Origin of the sequence: Microbacterium sp. DT81.1 (assembly GCF_049844955.1) — a bacterium.
Taxonomy (GTDB): Bacteria; Actinomycetota; Actinomycetes; order Actinomycetales; family Microbacteriaceae; genus Microbacterium.
In genome coordinates this window covers 91,534-112,589 of sequence record NZ_JBNCMA010000001.1, presented here as the reverse complement: position 1 = coordinate 112,589, position 21,056 = coordinate 91,534, and the positions used below count along the sequence as shown (strand labels likewise).

16 protein-coding genes are annotated in these 21,056 nt (G+C 69.1%); 6 read left to right on the top strand and 10 right to left on the bottom strand.

Annotated elements, in window-relative coordinates:
- Positions 1-94: 94 nt before the first annotated feature.
- Positions 95-1,021: a glycoside hydrolase family 113 gene (locus tag ACLQ2Q_RS00495; protein WP_425816849.1), complete on the top strand. Its 927-nt coding sequence runs from the start codon at positions 95-97 to the stop codon at positions 1,019-1,021.
- On the top strand, positions 1,018-1,938 hold the full coding sequence (locus ACLQ2Q_RS00490; protein ID WP_425816847.1) for a BadF/BadG/BcrA/BcrD ATPase family protein: 921 nt from the start codon (positions 1,018-1,020) through the stop codon (positions 1,936-1,938). Before ACLQ2Q_RS00495 ends, ACLQ2Q_RS00490 begins: the two co-directional genes overlap by 4 nt.
- A 66-nt stretch (positions 1,939-2,004) precedes the next feature.
- Here ACLQ2Q_RS00490 and ACLQ2Q_RS00485 read toward each other — a convergent pair whose 3' ends face one another.
- On the bottom strand, positions 2,005-4,224 hold the full coding sequence (locus ACLQ2Q_RS00485; protein WP_425816845.1) for an NADP-dependent isocitrate dehydrogenase: 2,220 nt from the start codon (positions 4,222-4,224) through the stop codon (positions 2,005-2,007).
- Positions 4,225-4,378: 154 nt separating this feature from the next.
- On the opposite strand from ACLQ2Q_RS00485, the gene ACLQ2Q_RS00480 reads away from it, so the two are divergent.
- Together ACLQ2Q_RS00480 and ACLQ2Q_RS00475 are read left to right on the top strand one after the other, a co-directional pair.
- Positions 4,379-4,831, top strand: coding sequence for a GNAT family N-acetyltransferase (locus tag ACLQ2Q_RS00480; RefSeq protein WP_425816843.1), 453 nt, complete (start codon positions 4,379-4,381; stop codon positions 4,829-4,831).
- Positions 4,832-5,847: 1,016 nt separating this feature from the next.
- Positions 5,848-6,315, top strand: coding sequence for an endonuclease domain-containing protein (locus ACLQ2Q_RS00475; protein ID WP_425816841.1), 468 nt, complete (start codon positions 5,848-5,850; stop codon positions 6,313-6,315).
- A 185-nt stretch (positions 6,316-6,500) separates the two neighbouring features.
- Here the strand turns inward: ACLQ2Q_RS00475 and ACLQ2Q_RS00470 are convergent, their stop codons facing one another.
- Together ACLQ2Q_RS00470 and ACLQ2Q_RS00465 are read right to left on the bottom strand one after the other, a co-directional pair.
- Positions 6,501-8,315 carry an ABC transporter ATP-binding protein gene (locus ACLQ2Q_RS00470; RefSeq protein ID WP_425816839.1) on the bottom strand — a complete coding sequence of 605 codons (1,815 nt, stop codon included), beginning with the start codon at positions 8,313-8,315 and terminating at the stop codon, positions 6,501-6,503.
- Positions 8,312-10,162, bottom strand: a complete 1,851-nt coding sequence (locus ACLQ2Q_RS00465) for an ABC transporter ATP-binding protein (protein WP_425816837.1) — start codon at positions 10,160-10,162, stop codon at positions 8,312-8,314. The genes ACLQ2Q_RS00470 and ACLQ2Q_RS00465 overlap by 4 nt, the downstream gene beginning before the upstream one ends.
- Before the next feature lie 395 nt (positions 10,163-10,557).
- On the opposite strand from ACLQ2Q_RS00465, the gene ACLQ2Q_RS00460 reads away from it, so the two are divergent.
- Both ACLQ2Q_RS00460 and ACLQ2Q_RS00455 read left to right on the top strand, forming a co-directional pair.
- Positions 10,558-11,442: an LLM class flavin-dependent oxidoreductase gene (locus ACLQ2Q_RS00460; protein ID WP_425816835.1), complete on the top strand. Its 885-nt coding sequence runs from the start codon at positions 10,558-10,560 to the stop codon at positions 11,440-11,442.
- A gap of 147 nt (positions 11,443-11,589) precedes the next feature.
- Positions 11,590-12,252, top strand: a complete 663-nt coding sequence (locus tag ACLQ2Q_RS00455) for an HAD family hydrolase (protein ID WP_425816833.1) — start codon at positions 11,590-11,592, stop codon at positions 12,250-12,252.
- Positions 12,253-12,276: 24 nt separating this feature from the next.
- On the opposite strand, the gene ACLQ2Q_RS00450 is transcribed toward ACLQ2Q_RS00455, so the two are convergent.
- The 7 genes from ACLQ2Q_RS00450 to ACLQ2Q_RS00420 all read right to left on the bottom strand — a co-directional run bounded on the left by ACLQ2Q_RS00450 (position 12,277) and on the right by ACLQ2Q_RS00420 (position 21,046).
- Entirely contained in the window at positions 12,277-12,777 is a 501-nt protein-coding gene (locus ACLQ2Q_RS00450) for a methylated-DNA--[protein]-cysteine S-methyltransferase (protein WP_425816831.1), read from the bottom strand.
- A complete protein-coding gene (locus tag ACLQ2Q_RS00445; RefSeq protein ID WP_425816829.1) occupies positions 12,774-14,300 on the bottom strand; it encodes a DNA-3-methyladenine glycosylase 2 family protein in 1,527 nt (508 codons plus the stop codon). Before ACLQ2Q_RS00445 ends, ACLQ2Q_RS00450 begins: the two co-directional genes overlap by 4 nt.
- A 382-nt stretch (positions 14,301-14,682) precedes the next feature.
- On the bottom strand, positions 14,683-16,740 hold the full coding sequence (locus ACLQ2Q_RS00440) for a hypothetical protein (protein ID WP_425816827.1): 2,058 nt from the start codon (positions 16,738-16,740) through the stop codon (positions 14,683-14,685).
- Between the two features lie 122 nt (positions 16,741-16,862).
- Positions 16,863-17,936 (bottom strand): glycoside hydrolase family 130 protein, encoded by a 1,074-nt coding sequence (locus ACLQ2Q_RS00435; protein ID WP_425816825.1) that lies wholly within the window; start codon positions 17,934-17,936, stop codon positions 16,863-16,865.
- Positions 17,937-17,938: 2 nt separating this feature from the next.
- Positions 17,939-18,778, bottom strand: a complete 840-nt coding sequence (locus ACLQ2Q_RS00430; RefSeq protein WP_425816823.1) for a carbohydrate ABC transporter permease — start codon at positions 18,776-18,778, stop codon at positions 17,939-17,941.
- Positions 18,775-19,758, bottom strand: a complete 984-nt coding sequence (locus ACLQ2Q_RS00425) for a carbohydrate ABC transporter permease (RefSeq protein ID WP_425816821.1) — start codon at positions 19,756-19,758, stop codon at positions 18,775-18,777. The genes ACLQ2Q_RS00430 and ACLQ2Q_RS00425 overlap by 4 nt, the downstream gene beginning before the upstream one ends.
- A 1-nt stretch (position 19,759) precedes the next feature.
- The gene (locus tag ACLQ2Q_RS00420; RefSeq protein ID WP_425816819.1) at positions 19,760-21,046 is read right to left on the bottom strand and encodes an extracellular solute-binding protein; all 1,287 of its coding nucleotides are present in this window, start codon (positions 21,044-21,046) and stop codon (positions 19,760-19,762) included.
- Between the last annotated feature and the right edge of the window lie 10 nt (positions 21,047-21,056).

Here is a 21,056-nt window from a genome sequence, read left to right as displayed (position 1 = left end):
CCGGCTTGCTGGCGCGCGCCCCGAATGGGGCTCCGCCCCAAACCCCCGGCTTGCTGACGCGCGCCCAGCGCTGCTGGGCGAGCCCGTCTGCGGCATGACGTGGGGGTGGGTCGGCACGCGGGGAACGTGGGACACGGCCGAGGCCGAGGCATCCATGTCGGCGATGGCCGACCACGCCGTCACGTGGACGGCGCTCGCCTACGCGGCCGTGCAGGCGACCCCGTTCTCGACGGACATCCCGTTCCAGGACGCGCCGACGGTCACCGACCAGGAGATCGTGTCCGCCATCCGCCGAGCCCACCGTCTGGGGATGAAGGTGGTGCTCAAGCCGGTGGTGAATTGCGGAGACGGCACATGGCGCGCGCACATCGGCTTCTTCGACTGGGACGTTCCCGGTGAGCCGAGCTGGTCGGACTGGTTCGACTCCTATCGGGCCTTCATCGTGCACGCCGCGACTCTCGCCGAGGCGGAGGGGTGCGAGATGCTCTGCATCGGGTGCGAGATGGTGCGCGCCGACGGCCAGGAGGCGCACTGGCGGCGACTGATCGACGAGGTGCGGAGGGTCTATTCGGGACTGATCACGTATAACTGCGACAAGTACCAGGAAGACCGCGTGACGTGGTGGGACGCGGTCGATGTGATCTCCTCGAGCGGCTATTACCCCATCGACTCGTGGGACGAGCAGCTCGATCGGATCGAGCGGGTGGTCGAGTCATACGGCAAGCCGTTCTTCTTCATGGAGGCCGGCTGCCCCAGTCGCACCGGCTCCCCCGCACTGCCCAACGACTGGGAGCTGCCCGGGATCCCTTCGGGCGAGGAGCAACTGCGTTATTATCGCGCCATGGTCGGCGCGTGCCGCGCGCGGCCGTGGGTCGGGGGACTCATGCTGTGGGATTGGCCGGCGACGCTCTATTCCGAGGAAAACGCCGCCTCGAACGACGACTACTGTCCCTACGGCAAGCCTGCCGGCGCGTACCTGCGGGAGCAGTACACCGCCTGGCGCGAGGAGGCGCTGCGATGACCGCGGTGCTGGCGATCGATGCGGGTCAGACCGGGATGAAGGTAAGAGTGCGAGGCGCTTCGGAGCCGGACGTCGATCTCCTCTTCCCCGGCATCCGCACCCACGAGCCGCTTCTCCCCCAGCTGGCGGCGGTGGCGCTGCAGGTCGCGGAGCAGACCGGCGCGCATCCGGATGTCGTGGCCGCCGGTGTGTCGGGGCTGACCGACCGCGAGAGCGACGCGGGGCAACTTTTGTCCCTGGTGCGCTCGACGGGCGCGCGTGAGGCGATGCTCGCGCACGACTCCATCACCTCGTTCCTCGGGGCGCTCGGCGATGTCAGCGGCGCCGTGGTCGCCGCGGGCACGGGAGTGGTCGCCCTCGGCGTCGGAAGGCGCAGCGTGGCCAGGGTCGACGGGTGGGGGAACATCATGGGCGACGCGGGCAGCGGCTACTGGATCGGGCGCGAGGCGCTCGACGCGGTGATGCGCGCGCACGACGGCCGCGGTGGGCCGACGGCCCTCACCGACGTGGTGCGCGAGCGGTGGCCCGACCTCGAGAGCGCCTACATCGAGCTGCAGGCGGCGGCGGACCGGGTGCGTCTCGTGGCCTCCTTCGCACAGCCCGTCTCGGAGCTCGCCGCCACCGATGCGATCGCCGCTGACATCTGCCGGCGGGCGGCGGGCGAACTCGCGACGACCGCCACGGCCGCACTGACCAGGACCGCCGAGGCCGGCGACAGAGACCGCGCCGTGTGCGCCATCGGCGGCATCTTCTCGTCGACGATCATCCGCAACCGCTTCGCCGAACTGCTGCACGAGTCCGTGCCGGGCGTGCACCTCGAGTCGCCACGCGGCACGGGCCTCGACGGCACGGCCGCGCTGCCGTCGCTCGCACCCGCGCACGCCCTGCTGGCGCGCGTGTCGGTGGCGCAGGGCTGACGCATACACGACGAGGGCGGATGCCGCGGCATCCGCCCTCGTCGTGTGTGCGGACAGCCGAGGTTGTCAGCCGAGGTTGTCGATGATCTCGTTCAGGGTCTTCGACGGGCGCATGACCGCCTCGACAAGCTGCTCGTCGGGGCGGTAGTAGCCGCCGATCTGGGCCGGCGAGCCCTGCACCGCGACCAGTTCGCCGACGATCGCCTCCTCGTTGGACGCGAGACTCTCGGCGACCGGGGCAAACGCTGCCGCGAGCTCCGGGTCGGCCTGCTGCGAGGCCAGCTCCTGCGTCCAGTACAGGGCGAGGTAGAAGTGGCTGCCGCGGTTGTCGATCGTTCCGAGGGCACGCCCGGGGGACTTGTCGTTCTCGAGGAACGTGCCGGTGGCGGCGTCCAGGGTGTCGGCCAGCACCTGCGCCTTCACATTGCCGGTGAAGTTCGCGAGGTGCTCGAGCGAGGCCGCGAGCGCGAAGAACTCGCCGAGCGAGTCCCAGCGCAGGTAGTTCTCGGCCACCAGCTGCTGCACGTGCTTGGGAGCCGATCCGCCGGCGCCGGTCTCGAACAGGCCACCGCCGGAGAGCAGCGGAACGATGGAGAGCATCTTGGCGCTCGTGCCGACCTCGAGGATCGGGAAGAGGTCGGTGTTGTAGTCGCGCAGCACGTTGCCGGTCACCGAGATGGTGTCCTCGCCCTTGCGCAGCCGGTCGAGCGAGTACCGGGTCGCCGCGGCGGGAGCGAGGATCTCGATCGTCAGCCCCTCCGTGTCGTGCTCGGCGAGGTAGGTCTTCACTTTCGCGATCAGCGCCGCATCGTGCGACCGATCCTCATCGAGCCAGAAGACGGCCGGGGTGCCGCTCGCGCGGGCACGCGTGACCGCGAGCTTCACCCAGTCGCGGATGGCGATGTCCTTCGTCTGCGTGGCGCGCCAGATGTCGCCCGACTGCACGTCGTGCTCGAGGAGCACGTCGCCGGAGGCGTCGAGCACCTGCACGACGCCGGGAGCCGCGATCTCGAACGTCTTGTCGTGGCTGCCGTACTCCTCGGCGGCCTGCGCCATCAGACCGACGTTCGGCACCGATCCGATGGTCGCCGGATCGAGCGGGCCGTGGGCCTTCACGTCGTCGATGACCGTCTGGAACACGCCGGCATAGGAGGAGTCCGGGATGACGGCGAGCGTGTCATCCTCGCCGCCGTCGACGCCCCAGAGCTTGCCGCCGTTGCGGATGAGGGCGGGCATCGAGGCATCCACGATCACGTCGGAGGGAACGTGGAGGTTGGTGAGGCCCTTGTCGGAGTTGGTGTACGACAGGCGGGGACCGCGAGCGAGGTCCGCCGTGATGGCGTCGGCGATCTCGGCGCCGCCCTCGACCGATGGCAGACCGGCCAGGATGGCGCCGAGCCCGTCGTTGGGGGTGAGCCCGGCTTCGGCGATCCTGCCGCCGTAGTTCTCGAAGACGTCGGCGAAGTACGCCTTGACGACGTGCCCGAAGATGATCGGGTCGCTGACCTTCATCATCGTCGCCTTCAGGTGCACCGAGTAGAGCAGGTCGCTGTCGGCCGCCTGGCGGAGCGTCGCGGCCAGGAACTCGTCGAGGGCGGCGGCGGAGAGGAAGGTGCCGTCGACGATCTCGCCGGGCAGCACCTTCAGGCCGGTCTTCAGGGGCGTGACGGTGCCGTCTGCGGAGACGTGCTGAATCGTCAGGACGTCGTCGCCCGAGGAGACGAAGGTCTTCTCGTTGGAGCGGAAGTCGTCGTGACCCATCGTCGCGACGTGGGTCTTGGACCCATCGGCGAACGGCTTGTTGCGGTGCGGGTGCTTGCGGGCGTAGTTCTTGACCGACAGCGGGGCGCGGCGGTCGCTGTTGCCCTCGCGCAGCACCGGATTGACCGCGGAGCCCTTGATGCGGTCGTACCGCGCGCGGATGTCCTTGTCCTCGAGCGACTCGGCCTCATCCGGATAGTCGGGGATGTCGTAGCCGGCCGCCTGCAGCTCGGCGATGGCGCCCTTGAGCTGGGGGATGGACGCGGAGATGTTCGGCAGCTTGATGATGTTCGCCTCGGGCAGCGTCGCGAGCCCTCCGAGCTCGGCCAGCGCGTCGCCGACCTGCTGCTCCGGCGTCAGCTTCTGCGGAAACGCCGACAGGATGCGGCCGCCCAGGGAGATGTCGCGCGTCTCGATGTGCACACCCGCCTGGCCGGTGATCGCCTGCACGATCGGCAGGAACGACGCGGTGGCCAGAGCCGGAGCCTCGTCGGTGTGGGTGTAGATGATGGTCGAATCAGTCACCGGTGTCGTCTCCGTTCGGGTGGTTCTTTCAGACTATCGCACGAGGAAAAGTATCTTGACATCAAGACAATTCGCGGGGCACCCGCGTGGGACCGCGAGTCGTCGATATTACGTGTTTGACGCTCCGGTGGCGATACCGGCTAGCCTGTTCGCTATGGCTGAGCTTCGACTGGTCGAACTTTCCGCCGCCACCATCGTGGCGGTGAACAACCTCTCGCTCAAGCCTGGGCAGGAGCAGTTTCTCGCGCCGGTTTCATACGGAGTCGCGGCCACCGTCGCGAACCCGCAGACGAGCTGGCAGCGGGTCGTACTGGACCGCAATGAGGTCGTCGGCTTCGTCAGCGCGAACTTCGATCCGGATGCGCCGGAGGACCACTTCAAGTCCGTTCTGTGGCGCATCAACGTGGATGCCGACGACCAGGGTCGCGGCGTGGGGCGCTTCGCCGTCGAGGGCATGCTCGAGCGTGCCCGCGAGTTGGGCTTCGACCACGTCAACGTCATCTACGAGGCCGGGGCCGAAGGTCCGGAGGCCTTCTTCCTCCGCATGGGCTTCGTCCCTGTCGGCGAGACCGAGTACGGAGAGGTCATCGCCGAACTCCGGCTGTAAGCGATCTCCGGCTGTAAGATCGAACGTACGTACTTCGCCTTGAATAAGGATGTGCGTCCGGTTAGTCTTCTCCAGGCCGGCGGCGGGGCCCCGAACTCCCCTCCCCCATCGAGACCCCGCCGCCCTCTCTCCGCCCCCCGGCGGCCCGCCGAGCCCTTCGCCTGGCTCTCGGCGACGATGCCTCGGGGTGAACGATCTTCGGAAGATGTCACGGATCTCGGACGATTTCCGCCGGAAAGGCCGAGGCGAGGCATCCTCTCCGAAGTTGATGCCGCCGGCGCGTGTCAATGCCGCAGACGGGTGCTGATGGCGCCGGTGCGTGTGCTGCCGCCGGCCGTTGAGTGCCCCGGCGCGTGCTGATGCCGCTGGCGCGTGCTGATGCCCCTGGGGGTATCGATACCGCTGGCGCGCGTGCTGCCTGGGGCGTCCGCGAGCGCATGACTCGATGAGCGTGGCGCACAAGGTTCGGGGGATGTCACGGATCTCGGACGATCTCCGCGCGAAAGGCCGAGGCGCGGCGACCTCTCCGAAGTTGGTGCCTCGGATGACGTCTCGGCCGCTCCTGCACAGCCACGGCGTGCAGGTGGGTTTCCCCCGTTTCTGCGTGCGTTCGACAGGACCTGGACAGCGGCGGGCACGATCGACGGATGTCTGTCCTCGCCTTCATCGCCGCCCGGAGCGGGATCGTCCATCGGCACGACCTCCGCGATGCGGGGTTCACCCCACGCGCAATGCGCGCCGCGGTGCACGCCGGAGACGCACGACTGATCCGGCGGTCGTGGTTCGCGACCGCCGGCGCAGGCGACGACCTCGTAGCCGCAGCCGACGCGGGCGGGCGGCTGTCATGTGTATCGGTGGCGTCGCGGCGCGGCTGGTGGATGCCGGAGGGCGTGGACCCCGGCATCCACGTGCATCGTCATCCCCACGCGGCGTCACCACCTACGTCGGCTGTGGTGCATTGGAGCGTCCCGCTGGCACCGGCGTCGCGGACTTCCTTGTGCGCATCGATCGAGGACGTGCTCGCCCACATCGCCGGGTGCCTGCCGCGGGAAAGCGCGAGGGTGCTGTGGGAATCCGCGAGCCGGAAGGAAGGGCTCTCGCCGGACGCACTGCGGCGCATCCAGTGGACCACGGTCGCCGCACGCGAGTGCGCTCTATCGGTGACCGGACTGTCCGATTCCGGCTTGGAGACGATCTTCGTGACCCGTCTCAGCCGATGGGGGCTGCGCATGCGGCAGCAGGTGGTTCTGGCGGGGCGCCCTGTAGATGTTCTGATCGGAGATCGGCTCGTCGTGCAGGTCGATGGGTTCGAATATCACTCCAAGCCCGCCGACCGGCGTCGCGATCTGGAGCATGACGCCGAACTGATGCTTCGCGGCTACGTCGTATTGCGCTTCAGCTACGCCCAAGTGCTGCATGACTGGCCGGCCGTCGAACGCACCATCGCACGCGCGCTCGCCGCCGGCGCGCACCACGCCGCCTAGCGACGCTGCGCAAGGCAGTTCGTGACCGTGGCATCGGCCCCGCGGCCGCGGATGAGGCCGCAACCTCTGAGCGGTGCCTCACGCGCCGCATGAACTTCGGAGGATGTCGCGGACCGCGGACCGTCTGGGACTGATCGTCCGAGCTCGGCGACATTCTCCGAAGTTCGTGCACGGGAACCCGCCGGCTAGACCAGCGACTCCCGCCACGCGGCGTGGAGCTGCGCGAACTTGCCCGAGCCGCCGATCAGCTCCTCCGGGCGGTCGTCCTCGATGATGCGGCCGTGCTCCATCACGAGCACGCGGTCCGCGATCGAGACCGTCGAGAGCCGGTGCGCGATGATGATCGCCGTGCGGTCGGCCAGCAGCGTCTGCAGGGCGTCCTGGATGAGACGCTCCGACGGGATGTCGAGCGACGCCGTCGCCTCGTCGAGGATCAGCACCGCGGGGTCGGCGAGGAAGGCGCGCGCGAACGAGATCAGCTGACGCTGACCCGCCGAGACTCGACCGCCTCGCTTGTTGACGTCGGTGCCGTAGCCATCCGGCAGCGCCTCGATGAACCCGTCGGCCCCGACCGCGCGGGCGGCGGCGCGGATCTCGTCCATCGACGCGTCGGGCTTTCCGAGCGCGATGTTGTCGGCCACCGTGCCGCTGAACAGGTAGGCCTCCTGGGTGACCATGACGATCGCCCTGCGCAGGTCCTTCGGGTGCAGCTGCCGCAGATCGATGCCGTCCAGGGTGACCCGACCGCGGGTCGGGTCGTAGAACCGCGAGATGAGCTTGGCCAGCGTCGACTTGCCCGCCCCCGTCGTTCCCACGAGCGCCACGGTCTGCCCGGCGGGGATGTCGAGCGAGAAGTCCGGCAGCACGACGCGGTTCCGCCCGTAGCCGAACGTCACGTCCTCGAACCGCACGGCGCCCTTGGCCTCCCAGAGGTCCACGGGTTCGGTCGGATCGGGCACGGTCGGCTGCTCCTCGAGCACGCCGGACACCTTCTCCAGCGCCGCCGTCGCGGACTGGTAGGAGTTCAAGAAGAACGCCACCTCCTGCAGCGGCGAGAAGAAGTTGCGCACGTACAGCACGGCGGCGAGCAGGATGCCGACCTCGATCGCACCCGTCGACACGCGGATGCCGCCCCACAGCACCACCGCGGCCAGCGACAGCGCCGACACCGCCATCAGGCCCGGCTCGAACGTTCCGTAGAGCTTGATCGAGCGCATGTTGACGTCGCGGTAGTCGCCGGCCACGCGACCGAACTCCTCGTCGTTGCGGGGTTCCTTGCGGAACGCCTTCACGGCGCGGATGCCGGTCATCGTCTCGACGAACTGCACGATCACCTTCGCACTGATGACGCGCGACTCGCGGTACACGACCTGAGAGCGGGTGTAGAACCAGCGCATCAGCAGGTAGAGCGGGAGACCCGCGACGGCGAGGATGACGCCGGACTGCCAGTCCAGCAGCATCAGCGCGATGAGCGTGAACGTGCCGTAGAGCACACCCGACACCAGTTCGTTGAGCCCGCCGTCGAGCAGCTCGCGGATCGAGTCGAGGTCGCTCGTCTGGCGCGAGATGATGCGGCCCGACGTGTACGACTCGTGGAACTCGAGGCTGAGCCTCTGCGTGTGCAGGAAGATCCGCTTGCGCAGGTCGATCATGACGGCCTGGGTGAGACGCGCCGCCACGACGACGTACCAGCCGATGAGGACGGCGCCGCCGATGGCGGCGACCAGGTACACCACGACGACGAGGATCGTCGGCATCCAGTCGTTCTCATCGAGCACGGCAGGCAGCGCCTGGTCGATGCCGTAGGCGATCAGGGCGGGGCCGGCGACCCGGAGGGCCGTCGAGACCACGAGCACGACCGCCGCGAGCACCACCTGCCAGCGCAGGGGGTGCACGAGCGTGCCGAGCAGCCGCAGCGATCTGGCGCGGATGGACCTGCTCTCATCGCGCGTGTAGTCCGAGCGGTCTTCGCCGCCGGTACCGGTGACTGTGGCGCTCACAGGTTCACCTCCCTGTCCCGCATGCGGGCATCCTCGACCTCGAGGCTCGAGATCACGTGTCGGTAGTGGTCGCTGCTGCGGAGCAGCTCGGAGTGGGTTCCGACCGCGGTGATGCGGCCGTCCTCCATCAGGGCGACGCGGTCGGCGAGAGCCACCGTCGAGGGGCGGTGCGCGACGACCAGCGCGGTCGTGTCGGCCAGGATGCGGCGCAGCGCCTCCTCTACGAGGGCCTCCGTGTCGACATCCAGGGCCGACAGAGGGTCATCCAGAACGAGCACCGACGGCTTCGCCGCCACGGCCCGCGCGAGCGCGAGACGCTGACGCTGACCACCGGAGAGGCTCATGCCCTCCTCGCCGATCATCGTCTCGGCGCCATCCGGCAGATCGTCGACGAAGCCCGCCTGCGCGATGTCCAGCGCCTCGCGCAGCACGAGCTCGGCCTCCGGGCTGCGGATGTCGAGATCCGCGCGTCCGAGCAGCACGTTCTGTCGCACGGTCGAGGAGAAGAGCGTCGCATCCTCGAACGCCATCGCGATGTGCCGGCGGAGCTCGGAGAGCTTCAGGTCCCGCACGTCCACACCATCGAGCAGCACCCGGCCGCCCGTCACGTCGTACAGCCGCGTGGGCAGGGTCGTCAGCGTGGTCTTTCCGCAACCCGTGAGACCGACCAGCGCCATCGTCTCGCCCGGTCGCACCACCAGATCGATGCCGTCGAGCAGATCACGTTCGCTGGGTCCGGCGTCCTGGTACCGGAAGTGCACGTCCTCGAACACGAGCTCGCCGCGGGCATGGGCGATCGTGCGGGGGTTCTCGGGGTCCGTGATGGTGTTCGTCTCGTCGAACACCTCGAAGATGCGGTCGGTGGCCGTTCGCGCGTCGAGCAGGAACGAGAACAGGAATCCGATCGACTCGATCGGCCAGCGCAGCACCGTCGCCATCGCGAAGAACGCGAAGAGCTCGGGGACCGTGATGGTGCCGACCGATATCAGCCAGATGCCCGATGCGAGGCACAGCGCGAAGGCGACGTCCGGCATCAGCACGAGCCAGAACCAGACCACGCCGATCGCGCGCGCCTTGTCGAGCTCGGTCTCGCGCAGGTGCTCGGCGCGGCGCGCGAAGTTGCGCAGCGCGTGCTTGCCGCGTCCGAAGGCCTTCAGCACTCGGATGCCGTGCACGCTCTCCTCCACGGCCGTCGCGAGGTCGCCTGCCTGGTCCTGGCTCTGCCGCGTGAGCGCCCCGTACCGCTTCTCGAACAGGTAGCCCTGCACCCAGAGCGGCAGCGCCGTGACGATGAAGATCACGGCGAGCAGCCAGTGCCAGCGGAACAGGATGACGGTGCCCACGACGATCGTGATCAGGTTGACGACCAGGAGCACGAGGCCGAACGCGAGCCAGCGGCGGATCATGCTGATGTCCTGCATCATGCGGCTGAGCAGCTGCCCGGACTGCCACCGGTCGTGGAAGGCGACCGGCAGGTTCTGCAGGCGCGCGTAGAACTGGGTGCGCAGGTCGTACTCCACCTTCGTGGCGGGGCCCAGGACGAACCAGCGACGCACCCAGACGAGGCCCGCCTCTGCGAGGCCGATCGCGAGGATCGCGACCGCGCCCCACGCGATGGCGCCCCACTCACCGGACGCGACCGGTCCGGCGACGACGGCTCCGAGCACCAGCGGCATGAGCAGCGCCACCAGTGCGGCGAGGAGCGCGCTGACGAATCCCATGATGAGACGCGGCATGACGGGCTTGATGAACGGCAGCAGGCGGGCGAGAGCCTGCGCCGTCGAAAGCCGCTGCTTGGCGGGCGTGGGTGGGGCGGACGATGGAGGTGGTGCGGCGGTGGTGGTCATGATCCTTGTGGGGTGACGTCTTGTGGTGGATGCCGAATGGGACGTTTCAAGAGGGAGGCGGGCGCGCGCAGGCGACAGCGACCGGAGGTGCGTCTTCCGGTGGAACGCAGGGGGCGGCGGCTGTATGCCGCCTTCGTCAGCCGATCAGGCCGAGCGACTCAGCCTCGGTGGCCGAGGACCCCGGGTGCCCCGCGGAGGACGAACGCGACCGGCGTGAGAGCGACGGCGATCGAGTGCATGGCATCCTCCTTGGGCTGGGTGGGAGCGCCGGGCGGCGCGACAGCCCTCCAGCGTATTCCTGAGAGGCCGCTGAATGCAAGCCGAACATTTCGCCCGGTCGCGTTCTCGGGATGGTTCATGAAGGTGGCGGCCGGCGGTCGGCGTAGCGTGTGGGTGTGAGACACGGAATCGTCATCCTGCCCCAAGAGGACTGGCCGGCGGCGGCGCGGCGCTGGCGCAAGGCGGAGGAGTACGGGTTCGACCACGCGTGGTCATACGACCACCTGTCGTGGCGGAGCCTCGCCGACCAGCGGTGGCATGCCACGATTCCGTCGCTCACGGCGGCGGCGACGGTGACGGAGCGCATCGGCCTCGGCCTGTTCGTCGCGAGTCCCAACTTCCGTCATCCGGTTCCCTTCGCCAAGGAACTGGCGACCCTGGACGACATCGCGAGCGGCCGCCTGCTCGTGGGGGTCGGGTCAGGGGGCACCGGGTTCGACGCTCATGTCCTCGGCCAGCCGGAGCTGACGCCTCGAGAGCGCCATGCGCGTTTCGTCGAGTTCGTCGATGCCTTGGATGTCCTCCTTCGGTTCGAGGAGCCCGGATCCGGCGGCATCTCTTTCGACGGGGACTGGTACACCGCCGAGCACGCGCGCATGGTGGGCGCGCCGGCCCACCGGCCCCGCGTTCCGCTTCTGATCGCCGGAAACGGGCCGAAGACCATCCGGTACGCCGCGCACAAGGGGGACGGGTGGGTGACGACCGGCGGCAGCGAGGACGACCGTGCGCAGTGGTGGTCGGAGCTCGCCGTGCTCGCACGGCGCTTCGACGACGAGTACGCGGCGTCCGGGCGTGCCGACGACATCGCCAGGGTCGTCTCGCTCGACATCGAGTCCGACTACTCGCTCTCGAGCTTCGATGCGTACGAGGATGCCGTCGGCCGGGCCGCGTCGCTGGGCTTCACGGATGTGGTCGCCCACTGGCCGCGCCAGGAGGGGATCTACGCCGGAGACGAGTCGGTCCTCGAAAAGGTGGGGGCGATGCTCGCTCGCTCGGCATAGGGAAACCCGCCGAAAGGCCGCACGCGCAGCCGCCCCTTACCGCATGGGCGCCCTCCGCCGCCACCCACGTGCGCCGAACCGGCCGGCCTGCGACGCTCTCGTCGACAGCTCGTCGATTCAGCTCAGCCGAGGACGGAGAACGACCCCATGGCCGACACCGCGATCTTCGACGTCGACGGTACGCTCGTCGACACCAACTACCAGCACGCCCTGGCGTGGTACCGAGCATTCCGGCGCTTCGACATGACGCCCCCGATCTGGCGGATCCATCGGGCCATCGGCATGGGGGGCGATCAGCTCGTGCCGGAGATCGCCGGACAGAACGCCGAGGAGCGGCACGGAGAGGAGCTGCGCGACGCGTGGGAAGAGGAGTTCGACGCGATGATCGACGAGGTCCGGCCCTTCGACGGCGCGCGGGATCTGCTCGTCGAAGTGAAGCGCCGCGGCTTCCGCCTGGTGCTGGCGAGTTCGGGGAAGAAGCAGCACGTCGAGCACTTCCTCGACCTCATCGGGGGCGGAGAGGTCGCCGACGCGTGGACCACGTCGGACGACGTCGAAGCCAGCAAACCGGAACCGGATCTGGTGCAGACGGCGCTCCAGAAAGTCGCCGGCGCCTCCGGCGTGATGATCGGAGACTCCACGTGGGACGTGATCGCCGCGAAGAAGCTCGACGTTCCGACGATCGCCGTCCGCACCGGTGGCTTCTCGCCGGAGGAGCTGACCGACGCCGGCGCGATCAGCGTCTTCGACTCGCTGCGCGAGCTGCTGGAGGGCCTGGACGGCGGGCCCCTGGCGCGACCTTCCGCCTAGCCGGCCGGCGGGGGCGCCGCGTCCCTACGCGACCCTCGCCTCGCGGTCCAGGAGCGACCGCTTGACCTCGACGCCCCACGCGAAACCGCCGAGCGAGCCGTCGCCGCGCAGCACCCGGTGGCAGGGAACGAACAGCGCGGGCGCGTTGCGCGCACAGATGGATGCCGCGGCCCGCACCGCCCGTGGGGAACCCAGGGCGGCGGCGAAGGCGGTGTAGCTCAGCGGCTCCCCCGGATCGATGCGCCGCAGCGCCTGCCAGCCGGTGAGCTGCATCTCGGTGCCGACCTGCCGCACCGCCACCTCGTCGATGCCGGTGACATCGCCGGCGTAGTACGACGCGGCCGCGTCGGCGGCGGTCAGCGACGCGGGCGCCAGCGACTGGGGGCGCAGCGAGCCGTGGATGCGGGCAAGTGCGCGGTCCCGGTCATCGGTCCACCCGGAGGCGAGTACGCGCCCGTCCGAGTCGGCGACGATCGTGAAGGCGCCGTCAGGGGTGTCGATCGTCTGGATCAGGCCGGTGGTCATGAGAGCTCCTTGGAGGGGATGGATGCGAGTGCGCGCCACAGGTGCGCGGTGAGGTAGCTGCGCCAGGGCGCGACGCGGGTGGACCACGCGGTCAGGGATGCGGCATCCGCCGGCAGCCCGACGCGGGCTGCTCCGGTGCGCACCGCGATGTCGCCCGGCAGGAAGACATCCGGATCGCCGGTCACGCGCATGCGCACATAGTCGGCCGTCCAGGGCCCGATTCCCGGCATGGCGAGGAGCGCCGCGCGCTGCTCGGCCCAGTCGTCTCCGGTTCCCAGCGACAGTCGCCCGGTGGCGAGGGCGTCCGCGACGCCGGTGATGGCACGGACCCGCGCGGCCGGGCCGCGCAGCACCTCCGGCCCCCGCTCGGCGATCGCGGCCATGGTGGGGAACAGGCGGTCGAGCGCCGGGGAAGCACCCGCAGCGCCGGCGCCGCCGCCGTCCGGCGCGGACAGCCGCTCGCCGAGGGCGTCGACGAGCTGCGTCAAGTGCGTGCGCGCCGCCGCCACGGAGATCTGCTGGCCGATCATCGCCCGGATGACCATCTCGTGCGGATCGGCGGCGCCCGGAACGCGGATGCCCGGAACCGCCTCGACGAGGGGGGCGAGTTCGCCGTGGCGGGCCAGCGCGCCGTCCACGGCGAGCGGATCGGCATCCAGATCGAAGAGGCGCCGCGCCCGCGCCACGGCCATCGGCAGGTCGCTGAGGGTGGCGAGGCGCGCCTGCAGGCGGACGCGCCCGGAGTCGTCGAGAGTCAGCCGCAGCGACGCGGCCCCGCCGGGCAGCCGCAGTGTGCGCGCGAACGATCGCGCGTCGCCCGCCTCCATGCCGGGGAGGGCGCGAGCAGACATCCAGGCGAAGAGCCCGGCGGCATCCAGCGGTCCCCGATAGGGAAGGGCGAGTTCGATCGTTCCCGGCGCGCTCGAAGCGGGGTGGATGCCGCGGCGGCGGGCGCGCAGCTGCAGCGGCGGCATCCCGAACACTTCGCTGACCGTGTCGTTGAACTGCCGGATGCTGGAGAACCCGGCGGAGAACGCGACATCGGCGGCCGGCAGGTCAGTGCCGACCAGCAGCATGCGTGCCGTGTGCGCGCGGTGCGCCCGGCTGAGGGCGAGCGGCCCCGCGCCGAGTTCGGCGGTGAGCAGGCGGGTGAGGTGCCGGGGCGAATAGCCGAGGCGGGCCGCGAGACCCGGAACCCCCTCTCGCTCGATCACACCGTCGGCGATCAGGCGCATGGCCCTCGCGGTGACGTCGCCCCGGAGGTTCCAGTGCGGTGACCCGGGCGCGGCCTCGGGGAGGCAGCGTTTGCACGCGCGGTACCCGGCCTCGTGCGCGGCCGCCGAAGTCGCGAAGAACGACACGTTCGCGGGCTTCGGGGTTCTGGCCGGACAGCTCGGGCGGCAGTAGATGCCGGTCGTGCGGACCGCCGTGACGAATTGCCCGTCGAAGCGCACGTCGCGCGATTCGATGACGCGGTAGCGCTCATCGAACGTCATGGACGGGCGGGTGGCGGGGAGGCTCATGACCCCAGCCTGACATGCCCTCCAGGCATCCTCTAGCGGAAAACGGACACGGCGGTGCCGCGGCATCCACGGGTGTCACCCGCTCCCTACCTCCCGGAGGGGACCAGGGTCGCGAGGTCAGATCGGCCCGAAAGGACGCAACCCGCGGGAACTCGAGTCCCCAAGGCGCAGGTTGCGTCCCCTCGCGCGGACAGCGTCGCGGGGTGAGGGCGGCCCGAAAGGACGCAACCTGCGGGCACTCGAGTCCCCTAGGCGCAGATTGCGTCCCCTCGCCGGGGGAGGTTCGCGAGGTCAGACCAGCCCGAAAGGACGCAACCCGCGGGAACTCGAGTCCCCAAGGCGCAGGTTGCGTCCCCTCGCGGGGCCGGGGCGCGAGCCCCGGTCAGCCCAGCACGATCACGAACCCCGACGGGGGCAGCGTGACGGAGTACTCGCCGGTACCCCCCTGCTCGTGCACCAGCGCACCGGTGGAGTCGTAGACGTACGCCGTCGTCGCGACCCCGGATGCGCCGACGATCGCGGGCTGCGGAACCTTCGCGATCGAATGCACGAGGTGCGAGACCCCGCCGTCGCCGCTCAGTTCGAGCCGCGAGAGCACGGGCCGCACCAGCAGCGCGTCAAGGGTCAGCTCGCCCCGGAGAACGTCGACGGTCAGCCGCGAGCGGTCACCGAGCACGGGCAGCTGCAGCGAGCGCGGCAGCAGCACACCGGGCGTCGGCGAGATGCCCTGCGCGGGTCCCCTGTCCACCAGCACGCCCGTCGGCAGCCGACCCGCGCGCCATGTCGAGACGCCCACTTCGCCCTCTTCCGACCACACGACGGGCTCGACCCAGCGCCGGATGTCATCCGTGCCGATGTCGAAGGTCGCGGACTGTCCGCGCCCGAGGGTGAGCGCGTCGCCCGCCCAGCTCGACTCCCCTGTCCAGGACTCCTCCGGCGTGAAGATCGTGCCGTCGGTGGCGACGGCGGATTCCGCCTGCACCGACCGCAGACCCGCGATTTCGTCGACGCTCGTGACGGATGCCGCCCGGGCTGCAAGCTCGGGGCGGGCATCGAGCGCGATCATCGTGAGGAGCGCGTGGATCGTGCTCTCCGCACCGCTGTTCCGGTTCACGTTGCCGTTCGGCTCGAGACCGTCGTAGCCCACACCCGTCGCAGGGTCGTACATCTGCACGTCGGCCCGATTGGCGCCGAAGAACCACGCCGCCTGCATCGCGGCCAGGTCGGCGAATCCGCGGGATCCCGTCGCGTCGGCGACCGAGAGCAGGGACTGCACCCGCGAGTCCACGCCGTAGGCGATCTGCACCTGATCGGTCGGGGTCGGGTTCCATCCGTTGTCCGGTCCGCCCGCTGTCAGGAGCGTGGGCGTGAACACCGCCGAGTCCTTGACGGCAGCGGCGGCGAGCGACGGGTCGGCGAGGGCCATGGATGCCTCGGCGAGCGCCGCCGGCATCTGGGAGCCCCAGGCGTGCCAGATCGACCGGGACTCGGCCCACGGCAGGATGGCGCCGTACGGCCACTGCCGGGCGTTGCCGTCCGACATCGCCGCGATCCCCTCGGCCAGCTGCCGAAGCGCCGTCGCCGCGGTTGTGTCCGCCGGTTGCGCCTTGACGCGAGCGGCGAGCCCCAGCACGGCCTCGGCCGAGGCATCCGCGCCGTTCACGATCAGCCACGTCGGCACCTTCTTGCCGTCCGACTCCGCCCATTGCCCGTACTTGACGAGCACCTGACGGTTGAGGGCGTCGACGGAGAGCGCCAAACGCTCCTCGAGGAACCCGGCGAAGTAGGGATCGTCCTCCTGGAAGGCCGCATAGCCCTCGCCGAGCGCCCAGATCGTGCGTGCGAGCCAGTAGCTGGGGCCGGAATCGGATGGGTCGGGAAGCTCTACGATCTCCGGCGAGGGGTTGAGTGTCCCATCGGGCTGCATCCAGAGCACGACGTTGCCGGCGTTCGGCCCCTCGGCCGTCTGCAGGTAGGTCAGCGAGCGGAGCAGCTCGTAGGCCGACGTGCGGCTGGACTCCGATCCGGTCAGGCGCCAGTGCCTGAGGTAGACCACCGCCGCACGGGCGACGTCGTCGGCGTTGTACGCACCTTGAACCCAGTAGCCCGTTTCCGGAACGAAGGGCCCGCCGCCGACGCGCTCGAAGGTGCCGCCGTCCCGGGCGTCGGCGTAGGTCCAAGGCAGAACGAGTGTCGGCTCTTCCGCGAGGCGGTAGGTCGTGTGTCCCTCCACGTCGGCGGGCGGCGTCGCCTCGTCGAGCAGGAAGTCGAGGTGGGAGAGGTTGGTGAGGGGCGCTGCAAGATCTGCGGCGGATGAGGCGTGGGTCGCCGGCGGTGCGGCCGACGCCGCGAGAGGCATCGCGATCGCCGTCCCGACCGACAGCGTCAGCGCCGTCGTCAGGGCGACGAGACGCGCGCCTCGTCGTGTGTGCGTGTACATGGTGGTCCTTCGCGTACGAATCGGTGGTGCATGGATCGGTCGTCGGCGAGGTTGTGTGTGACGAGAGGTGTTCAGGGTGGATGCCGCTGGGTGTGGTTCCGGAATGGTGCCCCCCGGTTGCCTCAGCCGCCGACGCGGTCGAGTCGCGCAACGCCGATCTGGGAATCGGCCATCCCATAGAAGACGAACAGGGTGTCGTCGATGCGCTCGATCGCGGTCGGGAATACGACGTTCGGCACGATGCCGCCGCGCTCCTCCGCCGTTTCGGGCGCGAGCAGCGGCTCTGCCGTGCGGGCGATCACGCGGCTCGGGTCGTCGGCATCGAGCAGGAGCGCGCCTGCCGCGTAGTTGACGTTCGGCTGGTGCTCGAATGCGTTGATGATCTCACCCGTGACACCGTGATGGAGCACGAGCCACCCCTCCGGCACCCGAAGGGGCGCGGGACCTCCGCCGATCTTGAGCTGCTCGAATGGATACGCCGGCCCCGCGAGGAAGCGGTGCTGACCCCACAGCGTCAGCTCCGAGATGTCGTCGAGCACATCGGCGAGCGGCACATAGCTGATCCAGATGGACTGCCGCTCATCGACCGTCCCGGCGGGGACGCGCACGCCCTGGCCGAGCTTGGTCTCATCGAGGTTCCACATCGGCCGATGCAGCACCGCGAGGGATTCCGTGCCGTCGGGGGCTGTCACAGGCTCAGGGAAGAAGACGGTGTCTTTATTGTGGAACAGGTTGAGGTCCATATCGAGCGCGTCGTCGTAGCGGAACAGCACGGGCCCGAGCCGACGCCACTCGCGCAGGTCAGTGGACACTGCGATCGCGGTCCTCGGGCCGAGCGGCCCGTACGCGACGTACGTCATCACGTGGAGGCCCAGCCGCTCGATCCAGGTGATACGGGGGTCCTCGACGCCCGCGTTGCCGACGCCTCGCTCCCACCCTCGGTCGGGCGCGAGCACCACACCCTGGCGCTCCACCCCGACCGGCACGCCGTTTTCCACGAGCACGCGGGCGAGGCCGATGCGGGACACGTTGCCCTCGGCGACCATGCGGGGCAGCAGGTACAGCTCACCGTCGGGCCCCCGCCCGGATCCGGGGTTGAGCACCCCTTCCGCCTCGAGAGGGTCGCCGGCGGCCGGTGACATCACCACGCCGATCCGCGTCAGCGTGTACGGGATCGCAATCGTCTGCTCCGTCATCGTCAGCCCTTCACCCCGGAACCCAGATCGTTCGAGAGGAAGTACTTCTGCGAGAACAGGAACAGCACGATCGCCGGGACGGCGAGCACCACCGCTCCGGCCATCATGGCGCCGAACGGGTTCGAGGTGGAGGCCGCGACGTTCGAGATGAAGTTCGCCAGCGATACCGCCAGCGGCTGCATCGATTGCTCCTTCGTGATCAGGAACGGCCAGAGGAACTCGTTCCACGGACCGATGAAGCTCAGCAGCACCACCGTCAAGAGAGCCGGCCGCACCAGCGGCAGCGCGACATTCCACAGCAGCCGGAGGTCGCCGGCGCCGTCGATGCGCGCCGCGTCGAAGAGCTCCCTCGGCAGCTGCAGAAAGTACTGCCGGAAGATCACGACCGCCGTCGAGCTGATGAAGAACGGAACGATCATTCCGAGGTAACTGTCTGCGAGGCCGAAGTCGCGCGCGATCATCACGTAGAGCGGAATCATCATCAGCTGGAACGGCACAACCTGTACCAGCAGCGCCAGAGCGAAGACCGTACCCCGGCCCCTCCAGTGCAGAACGGCGAGCGCGTAGCCGGCGAGCACTCCGAAGACGACGGTGCCGATCAGGACTCCGCCCGTGAAGATGCCGGAGTTCACCAGCCCCTGCAGCAGGTTGATGCGCTCGTTGATCGCGACGTAGTTCTCGACGCTCAAATTGGCGGGGTTCGGGAAGGCGCCGGCGACTGTCGGATCGAGCACCGCCTGGAAGGAGCCGATCACCATGTAGTAGAAGGGGAACAGGAAGACGAGAGCGCCGAGGCTGAGCACCACGTACTGGGCTACCTTCCCGCCGAGGAAACGCTTCATGATTGCCCACCCCCGACGAGGCGGCGCTGGATGGCCGCGATGATCAGCACCAGGATGATCAGGATGACCCCGATCGCCGAGGCGATGCCGGGATTCCCCTGTTCTATGCCCTTCTGGTACATCAGCAGCACAGGCGACGTGGACGCCCCGTTGGGACCGCCGCCGCCGGTCAGCAGGTAGGGCTCGGTGAACAGGTTCGCGCCCGTGATGGTGGCCAGCAGCACCACGAGGAAGGTCGCGGGCCGAACACCGGGCACCGTCACGGCGAAGAACTGACGGAGCTTGCCACCGCCGTCCATCGAGACCGACTCGTAGAGCTCGTTCTGCACGTTCTGCAACGCCGAGAGGTAGAGCAGAATGTAGAAACCGAGGCCCTTCCACGTGACGAAGAGCGCGATCGTCGGCATTGCGAGCACGGAGTTCACCAGCCACGACGGCTGCGGTGCAAGCGGGCCCAGGATGTTGTTGACCAGGCCGCCGCTCGAGAACAGGAACAGCCACACCGCGACGACAGCGACCGATGCGGTCACGAACGGGACGTAGTAACTGACCCGGAAGAACGTACGAGCGTGCACCACCTTGTTGAGCGCCGATGCGAGCAGCAGCGACAGGATCACCGTGAGCGGAACGTTGATGATGAGGAAGACGCCGACGTTGCGGAAGGACTGCCAGACCGCCGGATCCTGCAGCACGGTGACGTAGTTCTCCAAGCCGACGAACGGTCGCTCGACCTGTGCCCCGGGCGCCGCGAAGAAGTAGTCGTGGAACGAAATCCATACCGCGAAGACGATCGGGTAGGCGAAGATAACCGCGACGAAGATGACGTAGGGCGCCGACAGAAGAGCACCGAGGGGGTTCTCACCTAGGAGGCGTCCTCGTCGCCGGCGCGAGGCGGGAGCGGCCGCCGATTCAGCCCCGCGGCCCGGCCGGCCGGGGCCTTGCCCCGTTCGGCCGGCCGCGTCGGGCCTGGTGGTGGTCATCTCAGTTCCCCGCCGCGAGCTCGTCGATCTCGGCTGCGGTGTCGGTCAGGAACGTGTCCACCTCGTCCTCGCCGAAGATGACGGCCCTGGAGTAACCGTCACGGAACGTCTGCCAGATCTCGATCGAGTTGGTCACGTTCGGCACCTCGACCGTGCGCGACGCCTGGTCGCCGAACACCTGGTACGCGGGGTTGGCCTCGAAGTAGTCCGGGTAGGTCTCGGTCAGGTTCTGCCGAAGCGGCATCTGCCCGGTCTCCTCCAGCCAGATGCCGTCCTGCTCCTCGCTGGTCGCGAACTTCAGCACCTCCCACGCGGTGCCCTTGTTCTCGCACGCGGTGTAGAGCCCGATGTTCTTGGCGTCGCTGAAGGTGTGGGTCTCCTCGGGGGCAGTGCCGGACTCGGTCGGCACCGGTACGGCTCCCCAGTTCACGGAGTCGCCGTAGACGGCGATGGCCCACGGTCCGACGATCGACATGGCGGAGATGCCGTCCGCGAAGGAGTCGCCCTGGTACTGCTCCCTGCCAGAGAGCTGCTCGTCGTAGAGCGTGCGCCAGAAGTTCGCGACGGCGGCCCCGTCCTCGTTGTCGAAGGTCGCCTTGCCATCCTCGACGAGCAGCGTGCCGCCTGTCTGGGCGGCGTACAGCGGGTAGAAGTCGAACCACGGCTGGAAGAACTCGCTCGTCGGCGACGGATTGATGGCGTAGTCCGCCACGCCGGCCTCGACGAGCGTGCGGGCTGTCGCGAGGAACTCGTCGTACGTCGCCAGCGGCGGGTTCTCGGGGTCGAGGCCCGCCTGGGTGAACATGTCCTTGTTGTAGAAGATCATGACGGGGTTCGACTTCCACGGCAGCTGGTAGAAGTCCCCGTCCTCGGAGCGATACTGGTCGGCGATCTCGCCGGTGCGCTCCATGATGTAGTCGTCGCCGTCCTCGAAGTCGGAGAGGTTGACCAGGCCGCCCTGCTTCTGGAATCCGGGCACGGCCGCGGGCGAGGTGTTGAAGATCAGGCATGGTGCGTTGCCCGCGGTGATGGCGGCGGTGATCGACTCCTCGCTGGAGGCGCCGGCCGGGATCTCCTGGGCCTTGATCTGCTCGTCCGGGTGGTCGGCGTTCCAGGCATCCACCATCTGCTCACCCCACGCGATCTCGGCCTCGTTGTTCGAGTACCAGATCGTGATGTCGCCGGTGCCTTCCGTGTCGGCCGCGCCGTCGCCACCGCCACCGCTGCCGCAGGCGCTGAGGGCGAGCATGCCGACGGCGGCTCCCGCCACGAGGATTCTTCTCTTCATGATGTGTTCC

What these genes read in the sequence shown, in the direction of transcription:
- ACLQ2Q_RS00490 (WP_425816847.1), top strand. Translation starts at nt 1,018, where the DNA reads ATGACCGCGGTGCTGGCGATCGATGCGGGTCAGACCGGGATGAAGGTA.
- ACLQ2Q_RS00465 (WP_425816837.1), bottom strand. Translation starts at nt 10,162, where the DNA reads ATGACCACCACCGCCGCACCACCTCCATCGTCCGCCCCACCCACGCCC.
- ACLQ2Q_RS00480 (WP_425816843.1), top strand. Translation starts at nt 4,379, where the DNA reads ATGGCTGAGCTTCGACTGGTCGAACTTTCCGCCGCCACCATCGTGGCG.
- ACLQ2Q_RS00495 (WP_425816849.1), top strand. Translation starts at nt 95, where the DNA reads ATGACGTGGGGGTGGGTCGGCACGCGGGGAACGTGGGACACGGCCGAG.
- ACLQ2Q_RS00430 (WP_425816823.1), bottom strand. Translation starts at nt 18,778, where the DNA reads ATGAAGCGTTTCCTCGGCGGGAAGGTAGCCCAGTACGTGGTGCTCAGC.
- ACLQ2Q_RS00440 (WP_425816827.1), bottom strand. Translation starts at nt 16,740, where the DNA reads ATGTACACGCACACACGACGAGGCGCGCGTCTCGTCGCCCTGACGACG.
- ACLQ2Q_RS00435 (WP_425816825.1), bottom strand. Translation starts at nt 17,936, where the DNA reads ATGACGGAGCAGACGATTGCGATCCCGTACACGCTGACGCGGATCGGC.
- ACLQ2Q_RS00445 (WP_425816829.1), bottom strand. Translation starts at nt 14,300, where the DNA reads ATGAGCCTCCCCGCCACCCGCCCGTCCATGACGTTCGATGAGCGCTAC.
- ACLQ2Q_RS00450 (WP_425816831.1), bottom strand. Translation starts at nt 12,777, where the DNA reads ATGACCACCGGCCTGATCCAGACGATCGACACCCCTGACGGCGCCTTC.
- ACLQ2Q_RS00455 (WP_425816833.1), top strand. Translation starts at nt 11,590, where the DNA reads ATGGCCGACACCGCGATCTTCGACGTCGACGGTACGCTCGTCGACACC.
- ACLQ2Q_RS00425 (WP_425816821.1), bottom strand. Translation starts at nt 19,758, where the DNA reads ATGACCACCACCAGGCCCGACGCGGCCGGCCGAACGGGGCAAGGCCCC.
- ACLQ2Q_RS00420 (WP_425816819.1), bottom strand. Translation starts at nt 21,046, where the DNA reads ATGAAGAGAAGAATCCTCGTGGCGGGAGCCGCCGTCGGCATGCTCGCC.